Origin of the sequence: Streptomyces sp. NPDC046727 (genome assembly GCF_040645635.1) — a bacterium.
In the GTDB taxonomy this organism is placed as follows: Bacteria; Actinomycetota; Actinomycetes; order Streptomycetales; family Streptomycetaceae; genus Streptomyces.
The window spans coordinates 81,613-95,959 of record NZ_JBEYYR010000039.1; the positions used below are offsets into that span (position 1 = coordinate 81,613).

12 protein-coding genes are annotated in these 14,347 nt (G+C 71.5%); 7 read left to right on the plus strand and 5 right to left on the minus strand.

Going from position 1 to position 14,347, the window contains the following annotated elements; genetic code table 11:
- The first annotated feature begins 41 nt into the window (after window positions 1-41).
- From ABZ937_RS34960 to ABZ937_RS34975, 4 genes are all read left to right on the plus strand, one after another.
- Complete coding sequence (locus tag ABZ937_RS34960) at window positions 42-1,448, plus strand: cellulase family glycosylhydrolase (RefSeq protein WP_361697925.1); 1,407 nt, start codon at window positions 42-44, stop codon at window positions 1,446-1,448.
- Window positions 1,449-1,492: 44 nt separating this feature from the next.
- Entirely contained in the window at window positions 1,493-1,852 is a 360-nt protein-coding gene (locus ABZ937_RS34965) for a zinc ribbon domain-containing protein YjdM (protein WP_361697927.1), read from the plus strand.
- A gap of 462 nt (window positions 1,853-2,314) precedes the next feature.
- Window positions 2,315-3,643, plus strand: coding sequence for a LuxR C-terminal-related transcriptional regulator (locus tag ABZ937_RS34970; protein WP_361697929.1), 1,329 nt, complete (start codon window positions 2,315-2,317; stop codon window positions 3,641-3,643).
- A 255-nt stretch (window positions 3,644-3,898) separates the two neighbouring features.
- Window positions 3,899-4,561 (plus strand): response regulator transcription factor, encoded by a 663-nt coding sequence (locus ABZ937_RS34975; protein ID WP_361697931.1) that lies wholly within the window; start codon window positions 3,899-3,901, stop codon window positions 4,559-4,561.
- A 51-nt stretch (window positions 4,562-4,612) separates the two neighbouring features.
- Here the strand turns inward: ABZ937_RS34975 and ABZ937_RS34980 are convergent, their stop codons facing one another.
- From ABZ937_RS34980 to ABZ937_RS35000, 5 genes are all read right to left on the minus strand, one after another.
- Window positions 4,613-6,034 (minus strand): aldehyde dehydrogenase family protein, encoded by a 1,422-nt coding sequence (locus tag ABZ937_RS34980; RefSeq protein WP_361697933.1) that lies wholly within the window; start codon window positions 6,032-6,034, stop codon window positions 4,613-4,615.
- Between the two features lie 49 nt (window positions 6,035-6,083).
- A complete protein-coding gene (gene leuD, locus ABZ937_RS34985; protein WP_361697935.1) occupies window positions 6,084-6,680 on the minus strand; it encodes a 3-isopropylmalate dehydratase small subunit in 597 nt (198 codons plus the stop codon).
- Complete coding sequence (locus ABZ937_RS34990) at window positions 6,677-8,293, minus strand: 2-isopropylmalate synthase (protein WP_361697938.1); 1,617 nt, start codon at window positions 8,291-8,293, stop codon at window positions 6,677-6,679. Before ABZ937_RS34990 ends, leuD begins: the two co-directional genes overlap by 4 nt.
- A gap of 210 nt (window positions 8,294-8,503) precedes the next feature.
- Window positions 8,504-9,352, minus strand: a complete 849-nt coding sequence (locus ABZ937_RS34995) for a cyclase family protein (RefSeq protein ID WP_361697941.1) — start codon at window positions 9,350-9,352, stop codon at window positions 8,504-8,506.
- Entirely contained in the window at window positions 9,349-10,143 is a 795-nt protein-coding gene (locus ABZ937_RS35000) for a YmdB family metallophosphoesterase (RefSeq protein ID WP_361697943.1), read from the minus strand. Before ABZ937_RS35000 ends, ABZ937_RS34995 begins: the two co-directional genes overlap by 4 nt.
- A 298-nt stretch (window positions 10,144-10,441) precedes the next feature.
- Here ABZ937_RS35000 and ABZ937_RS35005 point away from each other — a divergent pair, with 298 nt between their 5' ends.
- Genes ABZ937_RS35005 through ABZ937_RS35015 form a run of 3 tightly spaced genes read left to right on the plus strand, consistent with a single transcriptional unit; the run spans window position 10,442 to window position 14,239 of the window.
- Window positions 10,442-11,743, plus strand: coding sequence for a cation:proton antiporter (locus ABZ937_RS35005; protein WP_361697945.1), 1,302 nt, complete (start codon window positions 10,442-10,444; stop codon window positions 11,741-11,743).
- Window positions 11,740-13,464, plus strand: a complete 1,725-nt coding sequence (gene ilvD / locus ABZ937_RS35010) for a dihydroxy-acid dehydratase (RefSeq protein WP_361697948.1) — start codon at window positions 11,740-11,742, stop codon at window positions 13,462-13,464. Before ABZ937_RS35005 ends, ilvD begins: the two co-directional genes overlap by 4 nt.
- Window positions 13,454-14,239, plus strand: coding sequence for an SDR family NAD(P)-dependent oxidoreductase (locus tag ABZ937_RS35015; protein WP_361697951.1), 786 nt, complete (start codon window positions 13,454-13,456; stop codon window positions 14,237-14,239). The genes ilvD and ABZ937_RS35015 overlap by 11 nt, the downstream gene beginning before the upstream one ends.
- The last annotated feature ends 108 nt before the right edge of the window (window positions 14,240-14,347 follow it).

Genomic DNA, 14,347 nt, shown 5'->3' on the forward strand with positions numbered 1-14,347 from the left:
CGAAGTCAAGGGACTTGAAGTGTGCGGCGGCTGCTGGTGGGATGCGCGGCACCACGCACACCGTCGGCCCGGAGGTTCCTGTGCTGCGAGCGATACTCACGGCGAGCGCGGTCGTCGCCGCGCTGCTTGCCCCCGCCACCGCCCACGCCGGGGAGGCCGGGCCGGGCATACCCCGGCTCACCGACCGGCACGGGCGGGTGCTCACCCTGCACGGCTGGAACATCGAGGACAAGACGCACCGGGGCGACGAGGCCCTGACCGGCATCACCGAACGCCATCTGCGCGACCTGCGCGCCCAGGGGTTCGACTTCGCCCGGCTGCTGGTCTTCTGGGACGACCTGGAGCCCCGGCCCGGCCAGTACAGCCGGACCTATCTGCGCAAGATCGAGCGCGTCCTGGACTGGGCCGAGCGCTACGACGTGAAGGTCGTCATCGACGCCCACCAGGACGTCTTCGGACCTGCCTTCGGCCATCGCGGCGCACCCGAGTGGGCGACCAGAACCGACGGCCTGCCGTTCACCGCGCATCCGGACGACTGGTTCGCCGAGTACTTCGAGCCCGCCGTGCAGCGCGCCTTCACCCACCTCTACGACGACGAGGACCTCCGGCGCGCCCAGGCCGGGATGTGGCGCACCCTCGCCACCCGCTTCGCCCGTCATCCGGCCGTGCTCGGCTACGACCTGATCAACGAGCCCATGGGTGAGCTGAAGCCGGGAGAGGACCTGGCGACGGCCGCGCGCCGCGTCGAACGCGACCAGCTCACGCCGATGTACAACCGCCTGGCCGACGCCGTCCGTTCGGCCGACCGGGACGCCTGGGTGTTCGTCGAGCCGACCCCCGTCGTCGGCGAAGGCGTGCCGACCGGCCTCGGCCGGGTGGACGACCCCCGGGTCGTGTACGCGCCGCACTTCTACAACACCGCCATGGAGGCGGGCGCCGACTACGATCCCGGGGCCGGCTGGATCGAGGCGTACGAGCGGGCCGTCACCGAGTACCCCGAGCGGTACGGGGTCCCGGTCGTGGTCGGCGAGTGGGGCCCGCTGAACAACACCCTGCCGAACATGAACCGCTTCTACCGCGACGCGCTGGCCTCCCTGGGCCGCTACACCTCCGGCTGGGCGGGCTATGTGTGGTGCTACGGGGGCGGCTACTGCGCGGTCGACGGCACCGGCGCCTTCCGCACCAACAAGGAGCTGACCGCCGAGCCGTACGCGGAGACCGTGGCAGGAACGGTCCGCTCCGCCGCGTACGACCCCGGGACGGGCGTCTACCGCCTGACCTACCGCGCGGCCTTCTCGGGCTCCCGGACGACCGCCCTGTCCCTCCCTCCGGGCGACTGGCGGATCACGACCGCCGACAGCGCACGCGTCGTACGCCGCTCGCCCGGACACGCCTGGGTGACGGCCGAGCCGGACAGCGAGGTGAGGGTCACGGCGGAGCGGGGCTGATCGCGCGAGTGGGGGCGGACAGGAGGGCCGGATACGCTGGCGGGGTGAACGAGAATCTTCCCCCCTGTCCGAAATGCTCCTGTGAGTACACATATGAGATGAACGCCTTGGTGGTCTGCCCGGAGTGCGGCCATGAATGGGTGCCCGGCGAGAGCGGTACCGAGGGCGGGGACGCCGGTGGCGAGCGGGTCGTCAAGGACTCCGTCGGCAATGTGCTGCAGGACGGCGACTCCGTGGTGGTCGTGAAGGCACTCAAGGTCAAGGGCAGCCCCTCGGGGATCAAGGCCGGGACCAAGGTGCGCAACATCCGGCTGGTCGACGGCGTCGACGGTCACGACATCGACTGCAAGGTCGACGGTTTCGGGGCGATGCAGCTCAAGTCGAGCGTGGTCAAGAAGGCCTGATCCCGCCGGCGGGCCACCCGTGGAAGGGTCGTCCCGCGCAGAGGGGCAAATCCGGCCAACAAAGATCTTGATCTCGTCCAGGGGGTCCCTGCTTCTCCTCGATATGCGTCGTTCGGTATGTCGAAGGCGGGGCAGGGGGCGGGTTCTGCGCCGACCCCGGGAACCGGGCGAGAGCGGATGAGATGGTTGCCGGTCATGTCATGGGTGGCTATGCGGGAGAGTGTCGTAAAGGCGTCTCTCCTGGATCTTTACCGACTGCTTCGGGTCATGGCCGGAACGCATGGATCTGCGCGCCGCGTGCCTGGTCGAGCGGCAAGTGGCCAAATTAATGTGGTGCGGAAGCGCTTACATCGGGGTGGCCGATCTGCTCGGAAGTTGCGACGAGGGAGGCGGGAAATGTGCGCCGAGGCGGCGGGGAAGCCCAGGGAGTCGTCCGATCTCGGTCCTCCCGGGGTCTCGTCGATGAGCGACGTGCTCTACCTGATCAATTCGCGGAACTTCTCGGAGCTGGAGGCCGGGTCCCTCACGGAGCTCGACGAGGCGCGGATCGATTTCATCCGGGGGCGCAGCCGGCCGGCGCTGAGGTCGATCGACGAGATGCTGCCCGGGCTGGACCCGTCGACGCGTGCGTACCGTGACGCGGTCGCCTTCCGTCTGCTGGTCCTGGCCATGATGGGGCAGGGGGACGACTCGCTGCCGGCGGAGGCCGGTCGGGTGCACTCCGGAGGGTCCGAGGCGCTCGACATCATGAGCCTGTGCCTGCGGGGGAACGAGTGCTGGCGTGCGGGAGACCTCATTCAGGGCCTGTGGCTGAATCAGTCCGCATACGAGAAGGCCCGGGGCGTCGCCCCGATCTGGAGGTTCTACGCCGGCTTCCTCTTCGCGAAGCGGCTCATCGACATCCACATCCCGTACCAGGCCGACCGAGTCATTCGGGACACGCGCGAACTCGTCGAAAGCGCAGGCCTTTTCGCGTTCTTGCCGATGCCCGTCGCCCTCGAATCGTTGCGTCATTGGCAGGAGGGACACCTGGACCGGGCCGAGCGCTGCGCGCGGCTCACCCTTCGGCTCGGCCGGCAGTACACCTCGGCCTTCGGGAGCAAGATCGCGCTCTCGGTCCTGGCGATGGTGCACCTGGGGCGGGGCGACTGGACCAAGGCGGGGAAGTGTCTGGAGGCATTCCGCGCCGGGTCCGAGCTGTACGGCATGCCGGACTCCGTCGCGCGTGCGGCGTTCGGGGAAGTCGCCCTGGTCCTCGTGCGGGAGGGGCCGCGAGCCGCCGCCGAGCGGATCCGGGAGCGGTGGACCCTGCTCGGCACCGGCTCGGGCTACGCCGTCGAGGACCCCGCACGTCCGGCGTGGCTGGTCGCCGTCGCCAGGCAGGCCGGTGACGCCGAACTCGCGGAGCGGTCGCTGCGGGAGGTCGAGCGGCTCGTCGAGAACAACCGCGGTGTCGCCCCGCTGGAGACGGCGGCCGCCCACGCGCGTGCGGTGATGGCCGGAGACCGGCCGAAACTGACGACCGTGCTCCCCTTCGCACATCCCGCGACGCGGGCCAGGTCCCTCGCGTCCGCGCTCACCCGCCGTGAGCACGAGATCGCCCGGCTGGTGGTGCAGGGCATGACCAATCAGCAGATCGCCCTGCGGCTGGGGCTGTCGCCGAACACCGTCAGCTTCCACCTGCGCAACGTCTTCCGGAAATTCTCCGTCTCGACGCGGGCCAGGCTGAGTTCGATCATGGCGCAGGAGGAGCGGGGCCGGGCAGGCGGCACGGGGGCGGACGGATGGTGAGGTGCCGCTTCGCCAGGACCGCCGAGAACGTGCCAGTGATTACTGGCTACTAATTCGAGTGGTGCGTCTACAAGAACGTGCGGGGTGTGTGCGGAAGCCGATCCCGATAGCCTCGTCCCGGTGATCAACGGGCGTTCGAGGGCGAACGACTCTTGGTACCAGGAAGTTCACGCGTGCAGCCGCGATTGATTTGTTCGTCATCTCGAACAGTGTTCGCAATTTCGGCTGCTGGCGGGGGAATTCATGGAGGACTGCATGCTGCGCACTGAGGAGCGGATTCGTGTGGTGCTGGGTGGTCGGCGCGATCTCTTCAGAGAGGGCGTGGCCAAGATCCTCGACGGTACGCCGGACATGCACGTCATCGGCCAGGGAGCCACCGGATCGGCCCTGGTCGCGGCGGCGCGGGGACAGTCCCCCGACGTGGTGCTGGTGGATGCGGACGTACCCGGTCTGCCGCTCATGACCCTGCTGCGCCAACTCCTCGCGATCGGCCCCTCGCTGAGCATCGCCGTACTGCACGCGGACGACGACGTCCGCACGGTGAGCAAGGCGATGGGGCTCGGTGTGCACGCCTTCATCTCCAAGGAATCGACCGGCGAGGACCTGGCCGCCACGATCCGCAGTGCGGCCCGCAGCCAGGACCGGGTGCTGCTCTCCGTCCCGCGCAGGATGATGGAGCGGCTGAGCGACCCGGACGGCGGGATCCTGACCGAGCGGGAGATCGAGGTGGTCGAACTGGTCGCCCAGGGGCTGCGCAACTCGGAGATCGCCCGGTCGCTGTTCATCTCGGAGGGAACGGTGAAGCGTCATCTGACCAACATCTACGTCAAGCTGGGCGTGGACACCCGTATCAGCGCCGTCAACAAGGCCGAAGCCATGCGGTTGCTGACCCCGCGGCGTCAGCCCTCCGCCTCCTGACGGGGCACGCGGGGCGGAACGCGGTCGGCCGCGTCCCGCCCCGCGCACGGACTACGCGTTCAGCGGCGTGGGAAGCAGGTCACCGGGAAAGTCCTGGAACGTCACCGGAACCTGGAAGCGCCGGACGGACTCCGTACCGATGGACGTGAACGCGGCCGAGGTGGTCGCGGGCCAGGGGCCGCCATGGTGCATCGTCCGGTTCACGGCCACACCGGTGGGCCAGCCGTTCCACACGACGCGTCCGACCTTGCGTGTCAGCAGCGGAAGCAACTGCCCCACCACGGCGGCGTCGGACGGTTCGGCGTGCAGGGTGGCGGTGAGCGATCCCGGCAGCCGGCCGGCCGCCGCGAGCAGGTCCGCCTCGTCCTCGTACGCGACGAGCACGGACGCGGGTCCGAAGCACTCCTCCATGAGTTCGGGGTGCGCCAGGAACTCCTGGATCGTCGTACGGAACAGATGCGGGCCGTCGGTCGTGGCCACCAGCGGGTCGGCGGCCTTGGCCAGCCGCTGGGTGCCCTGCCGGAACCCGTCCAGGATGCGCTGGTTCAGCAGGGGGGCCGCGGGGACCGCGGACAGCTCGGCCGCCAGGGTCTCGTCCAGGCCCGCGTCCGCGGGCACGAACATCAGCCCCGGGCTCGTGCACAGCTGGCCCACGTAGCGGGTGGCCGCGGTGACGAAGCCGGACACGATCTCGGACCGGCGCGCCGAGACGGCCGCCCGGGTGAGGAACACCGGGTTGACGCTGCCCAGTTCGCCGTAGAACGGGATCGGATCGGGGCGCGACGCGGCGGCGTCGAACAGGGCGCGCCCGCCCGCCTGGGAGCCCGTGAACGAGGCGGCCCTGATGTGCGGATCGTTGATCAGCGCCTGCCCCGCCGCCATCCCGTGCACCACGCTGAACGTGCCGTCCGGTGCTCCGGCGGCCCGCAGGGCGCCGGTGACGACGCGGTCGACGCGCTGCGAGGTGAGGGGATGACCGGGGTGCGCCTTGACGACGACGGCGCAGCCCGCGGCCAGCGCCGCCGCCGTGTCGGAACCGGCGACGGCCAGCGCGAAGGGGAAGTTGCTCGCCGCGTACACGGCGACCGGGCCGACGGGCAGCAGCGTCCGGAGGAACGAGGGCGTACCGTCCGCGCCCTGCTCGGTACGGCGCTGCAGGAAGTCGGGGCGCAGCACCTCATCGGCGAGCAGGCGCAACTGGTGGGTGGTGCGCGCGAGCTCCGCTTCCAGCGCGGGACGGCCCAGCGCCGTCTCCCGGTCGGCCGACGCGATCAGCTCGTCGGCCGCGGCGTCGAGTTCCGCGGCGACGGTCCGAAGGAGCCGGGCCCGGGTGTCGAGCGGAAGCGCGGCCAGTGCCGGTGCCGCGCGGTCCGCCGCCGCGCACCGCTCCGCCACTTCCCCGGGCGTGGTCTCCGGCACGGCGGGTTCGAGGCGCTCACCGGACCGGGCATCGATGCCGTACAGATTCGTCATCGTCTTTCCAGCTCTCTTCGTTTCTCGTGCTTTCCTCGGCCGGGACCGCTCATGTCCCGATCGTCGTCGGCAGCCAGCCAGGACGCGTCGCCTCGTAGGCGTCGATCTTCTCCCCCTTGCTCAACGTCGCCTGGAGATCGTCGAGTCCGTTCATCAGCTGCCAGCGGCTGTACTCGTCGATGTCGAACGTCACGACGAGGCCGTCCGCGGTGATCGCGCGCCGCTCCAGGTCCACGAGGACGGGCAGGTCCGGCCGGGCGGCGGCCGCCCGGCGCAGCCGTGCCGCGCCCTCCTCGGGGACCTCGGCGGTCAGCAGACCGTTCTTGGTCGCGTTCTGCCGGAAGATGTCCCCGAAGGAGGACGCGACCACGACACGGAACCCGAAGTCGCGCAGCGCCCACACGGCGTGCTCACGGGAGGAGCCGATGCCGAAGTCCGGCCCGCTGACCAGGATGCTCGCCCCCGCGTGGCGCGCGGAGGTCACCGGGAAGTCCGGGTCCTGCCGCCAGCGGGAGAACAGGGTGTCCTCGTAGCCGGTCCGGCCGAGGCGCTTGCAGAACCGTGCCGGGATGATCTGGTCGGTGTCCACACTGCTGCGCTCCAGGGGCGCGACGGTTCCGGTGTGCCGTACCAGTGCTTCCCTCACCGCTCCTCCGATCCCGTGGACCCGGCGGCCGCCAGCCGCCGCACCGCCGAGCGCAGGGCGCGGCCCAGGCCCTCGTCCTTCGTCGTGCCTTCCCCGACGCCCCAGCGGACCGTGGCACCGTCGGCCACCTCGGCATAGACCTTCCAGGCTGCCGGCGGAGGGCCGTCCGCCCCGGTGGTCTCCGGCCGCTGTACGACGACTTCGCGCAGCGTGCCGCGCAGCCGCCGGCCGGCGAGGAGTGCGGCGAGCGCGGCCGGTGCCTCCGCCTCGGAGACGGGCCCGGCGGTGTCCGGGCAGTCCGCCGCGCCGGCCGCCAGGTACTCGTCGGTGAACCACGCGAGCAACCGTTCCGGTGTGACCTCCCCGGTCTGCTCGGAACGCTCCTGGACGACGGCGGCGAGCTCGATCTGGAGCCGGCGCGGCAGCACGTATCCGTACTCCTGCCGCATGAGGTAGGCGACGCCGCCCTTGCCGGACTGCTGGTTGATCCGGATCAGGGCCTTGTAGTCGCGCCCCACGTCCCGCGGGTCCACGGGCAGGTACGGCACGTCCCAGCAGCGGCCCTCGACGGCGTCGCGCTCCGCCAGGCCCTTGCTGATGGCGTCCTGGTGGGACCCGGCGAAGGAGGTGTAGACGAAGTCCCCGGCCCAGGGGTGGCGCGGCGGGACCGGGAGGCGGTTGCAGTGCTCGACGATCTGCCGGGCCTCGTCGAGGAAGCTCAGGTCGAGTTGCGGGTCGATGCCCTGCGAGTACAGGTTCATGGCCAGCGTGACCAGGTCGACGTTGCCGGCCCGTTCACCGTTGCCGAAGAGGGTTCCCTCCACCCGGTCGGCACCGGCCAGCAGGGCCAGTTCGGCCGAGGCGATGCCGCTGCCGCGGTCGTTGTGCTGGTGCAGGGAGAGGATGATCGCCTCACGGTAGGCGAGGTGGCGGTTCATCCACTCGATCCGGTCGGCGAACTCGTGCGGCGGATAGCACTCCACCGTGCTCGGCAGCACGATGCGGACCTGGTCGGCGGGCTCGGGCCGCCACAGATCGAGGACCGCGTTGCAGACCTCCAGGGCGAACTCCGGCTCGGTCTGCGTGAACGACTCGGTGCCGTACTGCAGATAGATCTCGGTGCCCGGCAGGGAGTCACGGAGCTTCAGGGCCCGTTCGGCGCCGACGAGGGCGAGGCGCTTGACCTCGTCCCGTGACATGCCGAACACGACCCTGCGCTGGGCGGTCGAGGTGGGGTTGTAGACCTGGAGCACCACGCGTGGCGCGCCCCGGACGGAACGGACCGTGTCCTCGATCATGCCGTCCCGGATGGGGGACATCACCTGGATCGTCACGTCGTCGGGGATGGCGTCCTGCTCGATCACGGCGCGGGTGAAGTCCAGGTCGGCCTGCGAGGACAGCGGGAATCCGACCTCGATCTCCTTGAAGCCCATCCGCACGAGCAGCCGGTACATGGCCCATCTGCGGTCCATGTCCATGGGATCGATGAGCGCCTGGTTGCCGTCACGGAGATCGACGCTGGCCCACAGCGGCGCGCGCTCGGGCAGCCTGTCGGGCCACTGGCGGTCGGGCAGGGGGAACTTCTCGTACCGCCGGTACTTGTGTACGGGCATGCCGCTGGCGCGCTGACGCCTGGTCGAGGTCACCACGGTGGATGGCTCGCCTCCTGGGCTGGAGTGACAGGGAATGCAGACAAAGGGGACGAAGGGCCGAGGACCGGCGGGTCAGCAGGGCCAAGTCTGGTGCGGACCGGCCCTCGTGGCATCGCCGGAAGGTGGGCCCCGCATGTGACTTTCGTCGTAGGCGCGGATGACCGGGAAGGCTCACTCGGAGGGAGCGGGCAGGAGCGCCACGGCACGGCCCGGGGCGCCCGTGCCGTGCTCGATCTTCAGGGGCAGGAAGCAGAACCAGGCCCCGCGCGGCGGAAGCCGGTCGAGGCCGGTCAGTCCCTCGACGTAGACGGCTCCCGTGCTCAGCCCGGCGACGTGCACGGGGACGGGGTCGTGCGCGGCGCCGATCGACGGCGCGTCGATGCCCACGCAGCGCACACCGCGCGCGAGGAGCAGTTCCATCGCCTCGACGGACGGGGCGGGCCAGCCCGGCGCCGTCCGCCCGACGATGACGTCGTGCAGATAGCGGCGGCCCTCCTCCCCGCGCCGGTAGCGCGCGTCCCAGCCGGTGCGGAGCAGGACCACCTCGCCGGCGGTCAGTTCCCCGTGCGACCGTTCCCAGTCCGCGAGCAGCTCGGGCCGGACGAGGGGGCTCGTCCCGCCCGGCACGGGCTCCTCGGACAGGGCGGAGACATCGATCACGGCGGCGGGGCCCATCAGCTGGGTGAGCGGGAGCGTGTCCACGGACGAGGAGCCGGCGGGGCCCGCGTGCGGCAGCCCCGACTCCTCGGGCGGGATGAAATGGGTCGGCGCGTCGACATGTGTGCCGGTGTGCTCGTCGATCGCCATCCAGCGGGTCGCGTAGGGACCGCCGCGGCCCGACACCGAGCCGGCGGGAGAGCGTACGTCCGTGAACCAGTTCCATGTCTTGTGCTGGAAGGGCTGGTGGGTCGACCAGAAGCAGGGCAGGTCCTCGGCGACCAGCAGGGACAGGTCCACCACCGTGGCGCCCGTGAGAGCGCCGGGGAGCGAGGCGGCGGCGGCCGCGGGCAGCCCGGTCATCGTCCGGCTCCCCAGGTGATGCGCTCGATGCCGGCCGTGCGCCCCTGATCGGTCCTCAGCAGGACGGCGCCGAGCACGATCGGGCCGCCGGAGGGGCCGGGGATCCCGTAGGAGAAGGCGTTGCCGGTCTCGTGCAGTCCCCTGACCAGGATGTCGTACGCGAATCCCTGCATGCCGTCCGACGGGCCGGTCATCCCCACCTCGGTGACGAAACCGGTGCCGCCGGGCAGGACATGGAGCGGGATGGTGGCCTCGTGGCTGTGCGTGCCGAGGACCGCCGTCGCCACGCCGTCCACGGCACGCGCGAAGATCTGCTTCTCCAGGACGTGGTCGCCGTGGTAGTCGACGAGGACGGTGCCCCGCAGCTCGGCGCTCCGCCACGCCTCGAAGGCCGGCCGGAAGGTGCCCTCGATCGCCTTGACCGACTTCATCGCGCTGTGGTCGGCGAGGTTGACCACGGTGACCTCGCCGGCCGGGGTGTCCAGGTGCAGCAGACCGCGGCCCGGGCTGTGCGCGCCGATGTTCAGCGGCCTGAGGGACTGGGGCAGGTCGAGGAGTTTGACCGACTCCTCGCTGTCCCAGGAGTGATTGCCGCCGGTGATGACGTCGACCCCGGCCGCCAGCAGCTGCTCGACCTGCGCCTCGGCCGTGCCGAGGCCGGTCGGTGCGCAGTTCTCGGCGTTGGCGACGACCAGATCGACCTGCCGCTCCGCACGGAATCCGGGCAACCACGCGCAGAGTTCCGTGACGGCGCGGTCTCCCACGATGTCACCGATGAAGAGAATGTTCACGGCCGGGTGCCTCCCCATGACGTCTCGCCCGGAATCGCATGTGGCTGTTCTCGTCGATGGTCGTCGTTCGCCGGCCTTCCGTCTTCCGCCGGCCGTTGTAGACCGTCTGCGACTTTCCGCCCAGGTATTCGGCCCGACCTCGTACCGCCGCACCACCGTGGGTGCATTTCCGAGAGGGCGAACGCTCCTACCGTTGCTCCCGATGAATTCGGGATGAGCGGAACTCGTCCGAAGGGGGCGGCATTTGCAGGCCACGGAAACGGTTCGGTTACTCGCCGCCCTCACCACGATCTGCGTCGTGGCGCACGGATGCGGATTTCTCTTCGCGGCGCTGCGGCAGCCGCCGGTCATCGGGGAGATCGTGGGCGGCATCCTGCTGGGGCCGTCGTTCCTCGGCCTGTTCGCGCCCGGGGCCGTCGCCGCGCTGTTCCCGTCCTCCGGACCGGTGGCCCACGGACTGGACGCGCTCTACCAGCTGGGGCAGTTGCTGCTGCTCTTCCTGGCCGGCGCCGAGCTGCGGGTCGGGGCGGGCGGCCGTGAGCGGCGCACCGGAGCCGCCGCGGCCGCCGCCGGACTGCTGCTCCCCTTCGCCGCCGGAGCCGGCATCGTCCTGCTGACGGGGAAGGCGAGGTTCGCCGGGCCCGCGGGGACGACGGTGACGACGGCCCTCGTCGTGGGCCTCGCGACGGCTGTGGCGGCGATCCCCGTGATCTCCCGCATCATGATGGACCTCGGCATCATGGACACCGTCTTCGGGCGCGTCGTCCTGATGGTCGCGGTGATCGAGGACATCATCCTGTACGTCGTACTCGCCGTGGTCCTGGGACTCGCGCAGGCCGGCTCCGAACAGTCCGTGGGCCTGTGGCAGGAGTTCGGCAGTTCGTCGATCGCCCTGAGCGCCCTGTACTTCGCCGTGGTCAGTCTGCTCTTCGTCTGGATCGCGCTGGCCCGCGGGCCACGCTGGTTCGGGTGGCTCGCCGAACGTCCGGGCAACGTCGTGGCGCGGCGCAGTCCGGTCGCCTTCCGGCTGGTCTTCCTGCTGGCCATGGTCCTGCTCTGCCTGGGCCTCGGCGTCAACGCGGTGTTCGGCGCCCTGGTCGCCGGCATCTGCGCCGCCCGCGGTGACGAGCAGGCCGGCAGCCTCCAGGCGGAAGGCCGCGCGCTGCACGCGTGGGAGGCGATCCGGCAGTTCTCCCAGTCGTTCTTCGTCCCGGTCTTCTTCGCCCTCGTCGGCGTACGGCTCGACCTCGCCCGGGAGTTCGACGTCTGGTTCTTCTGCTGGTTCCTGCTACTGGCGTGCGGGGTCAAGACGCTCAGCGTCTGGGGGGCGGCACGACTGGCCGGCGAGACGAGCGCGTTCGCCGGTTCCCTCGCGCTGGCCCTGAACGCCCGGGGCACGCTGGGCGTGATCCTGGCCGGAGTCACCCACCAGGCCGGGCTCATCGACGGCGAGTTCTTCGCCGTCCTCGTCCTCCTCTCGGTCGTCACCAGCCAGGTCGCCGGATTCTGGCTGGCGCGCCGGGCGCCCGCGCTGCGCGCCCCGAGGCCCCTCGCCATCCACCACGACGCATCGGACATCTCGTCCGCGGAGGTCTCATGAACACATCCCCGCCGCCCCGCAAGAGCCGCGCGCTGTACGCCGGACCCGACCGTGCCCCGGCGCGTGCCCAGATGCGTGCCGTCGGGTTCACCGAGGAGGACCTGGACCGCCCGGTCGTCGCGGTGGCCCACTCCTGGACCGAGACCATGCCCTGCAACCACACGCACCGGGCACTCGCGGAGGAGGTGAAGAAGGGGGTACGGGCCGCCGGCGGCACCCCGATGGAGATCAACACCGTCGCCGTCTCCGACGTGGTGACGATGGGCACCGAGGGGATGCGGACCTCGCTGGTCAGCCGGGACCTGATCGCCGACTCCCTGGAACTCGTCGCCCGCGGCCACATGTTCGACGCCATGGTCACCCTCGTGGGCTGTGACAAGACCATTCCGGCGGCCGCGATGGCCCACGCCAGGCTCGACATCCCCGGAGTGATCCTCTACTCCGGAGCGATGGCCCCGGGGCGGTTCGACGGCGAGGACGTGACCCTGGCCGAGGTCTTCGAGGCGGTGGGCGCGCACCGGGCCGGCCGGATGAGCGGCGCGGATCTCTCGCGCCTGGAGCGGCGGGCCTGTCCCGGTGCCGGGGCCTGCGCCGGCCAGTACACCGCCAACACCATGGCGATGGCACTGGAGTTCCTCGGGCTGTCCCCCATGGGCTCCGCCGGGCCGCCCGCGGCCGACACCCGCCGACGGGAGTGGGCGGTACGGGCCGGCCGGCTCGCCGTCGAGGCATGGGCGGCGGGACGCACGCCGAGCACCCTGCTCAGCCACACCGCGTTCCGCAACGCCATCGTGGCGGGAGCGGCCACCGCGGGGTCCACGAACCTCGTCCTGCACCTGCTGGCCATCGCCCGCGAGGCCCGGGTGCCGCTGGAGCTGGCCGACTTCGACACCTACAGCGCGCGGACCCCGGTGATCACCGACCTGAAGCCGTTCGGTCGTCGTACGGCCGTCGACCTGGACCGGGCGGGTGGTACGGCCCTCGTCGCCCGGCGCCTGGTCGCGGCGGGGCTCGTCGACGGGGACGCCCCGACGGTCACCGGGCGCACGCTCGGGGAGGAGACCGCGGACGCCGAGGAGGATCCCGGACAGGACGTCGTCGCGCCGGTCGAGCGTCCGCTCAGCCCGAACGGAGCCCTGCTGGTGCTGCGCGGCTCGCTGGCTCCCGAGGGCGCGGTGGTCAAGGCGACGTCGCACGTCCGCCCGGTGCACACCGGCCCGGCCCGGGTGTTCGACTGCGAGGAGGACGCCATGGCCGCCGTACAGGGCGGAGCGGTGCTCCCCGGCGACGTGGTCGTGATCCGGTACGAGGGGCCCCGCGGCGGCCCCGGCATGCGCGAGATGCTCGGGGTGACAGCGGCGATCGTGGGGCGCGGACTCGGGGAGTCGGTGGCGTTGGTGACGGACGGGCGGTTCTCCGGGGCCACCCGGGGGCTGATGGTGGGGCATCTCGCGCCGGAGGCCGCCGTCGGGGGGCCGATCGCCCATGTCCGCGACGGCGATGTCATCACCCTCGACCTGCCGGCGCGCCGCGTCCACGTCGACGTGCCCGAGGCGGAGCTGGCCGCACGGGCGGCCGGCTGGCGGGCGCCGCGGCCCCGTTACCGCAGCGGAGTCATGGCGAAGTACCAGTCACTGGTGGGATCGGCGGCTCAGGGAGCGGTGACGGCGGTCGGCGTCCTGGAGCCCGAGCAGGGAAGGGACGGCGGGGATGAGCACTGACGGCACCGAGCGCGGCGGGAGGCTGGCCGGGAAGGTCTGCCTGATCACCGGCGCGGCGCACGGCATCGGAGAGGCTACGGCGGAGCTGTTCGCCCGCGAGGGCGCCCGTCTCGTGCTCACGGACCGGGACGCGGCGGCGCTCGACAAGGTGGTCTCCCGGCTGGCCGGTGAGGGCTTCGAAGCGGTGTCCGTCGCCGGTGACGTGTCCGTGCCCGCGGATGCCGGGGCGATGGTGGGCGCGGCGCTCGACCGCCACGGGCGGCTCGACGTCCTGGTGGCCAACGCCGGGATCATCCCGTTGCACGACATCACCGAGGCCGGCCCGGACGACTGGGACGAAGTGATGGCGATCGACGGCAAGGGCATGTTCCTGACCTGCAAGTACGCGATCGAGGCGATGCTGCCGCGGGGCGGGGGCTCCATCGTGTGCCTGTCCTCCATCTCGGGCCTGGCCGGGCAGCGGGGCCAGAGCACGTACGGCCCGGCCAAGTTCGTGGCGACCGGACTGACCCTGCACCTGGCCGTCGAGTGGGCGGCACACGGGATCCGGGTCAACGCGGTGGCGCCGGGCACGATCAGGACCGAGCGGGTGCGCAGGCTGCCCGACGAGCCCGGTGGCAGCGAGTACCTGGCCGGGATCGAGCGGATGCACCCGATGGGGCGGATCGGCGAACCGGCCGAGGTGGCCGCCGCGATCTGCTTCCTCGCCTCCGACGAGGCGTCGTTCGTCACCGGGGCTGTCCTGCCGGTGGACGGCGGCTATCTCGCCCAGTAGGCCCTGCCCGCGGGCACATGTACGGCGGCCCCCCGGGGCGGGCGCCCAGGGGGTCGGTCGGGGGGGGCGGGCGCCGGGGGGCGGCCGCGAGTTCGGGGGGGGGCGGGC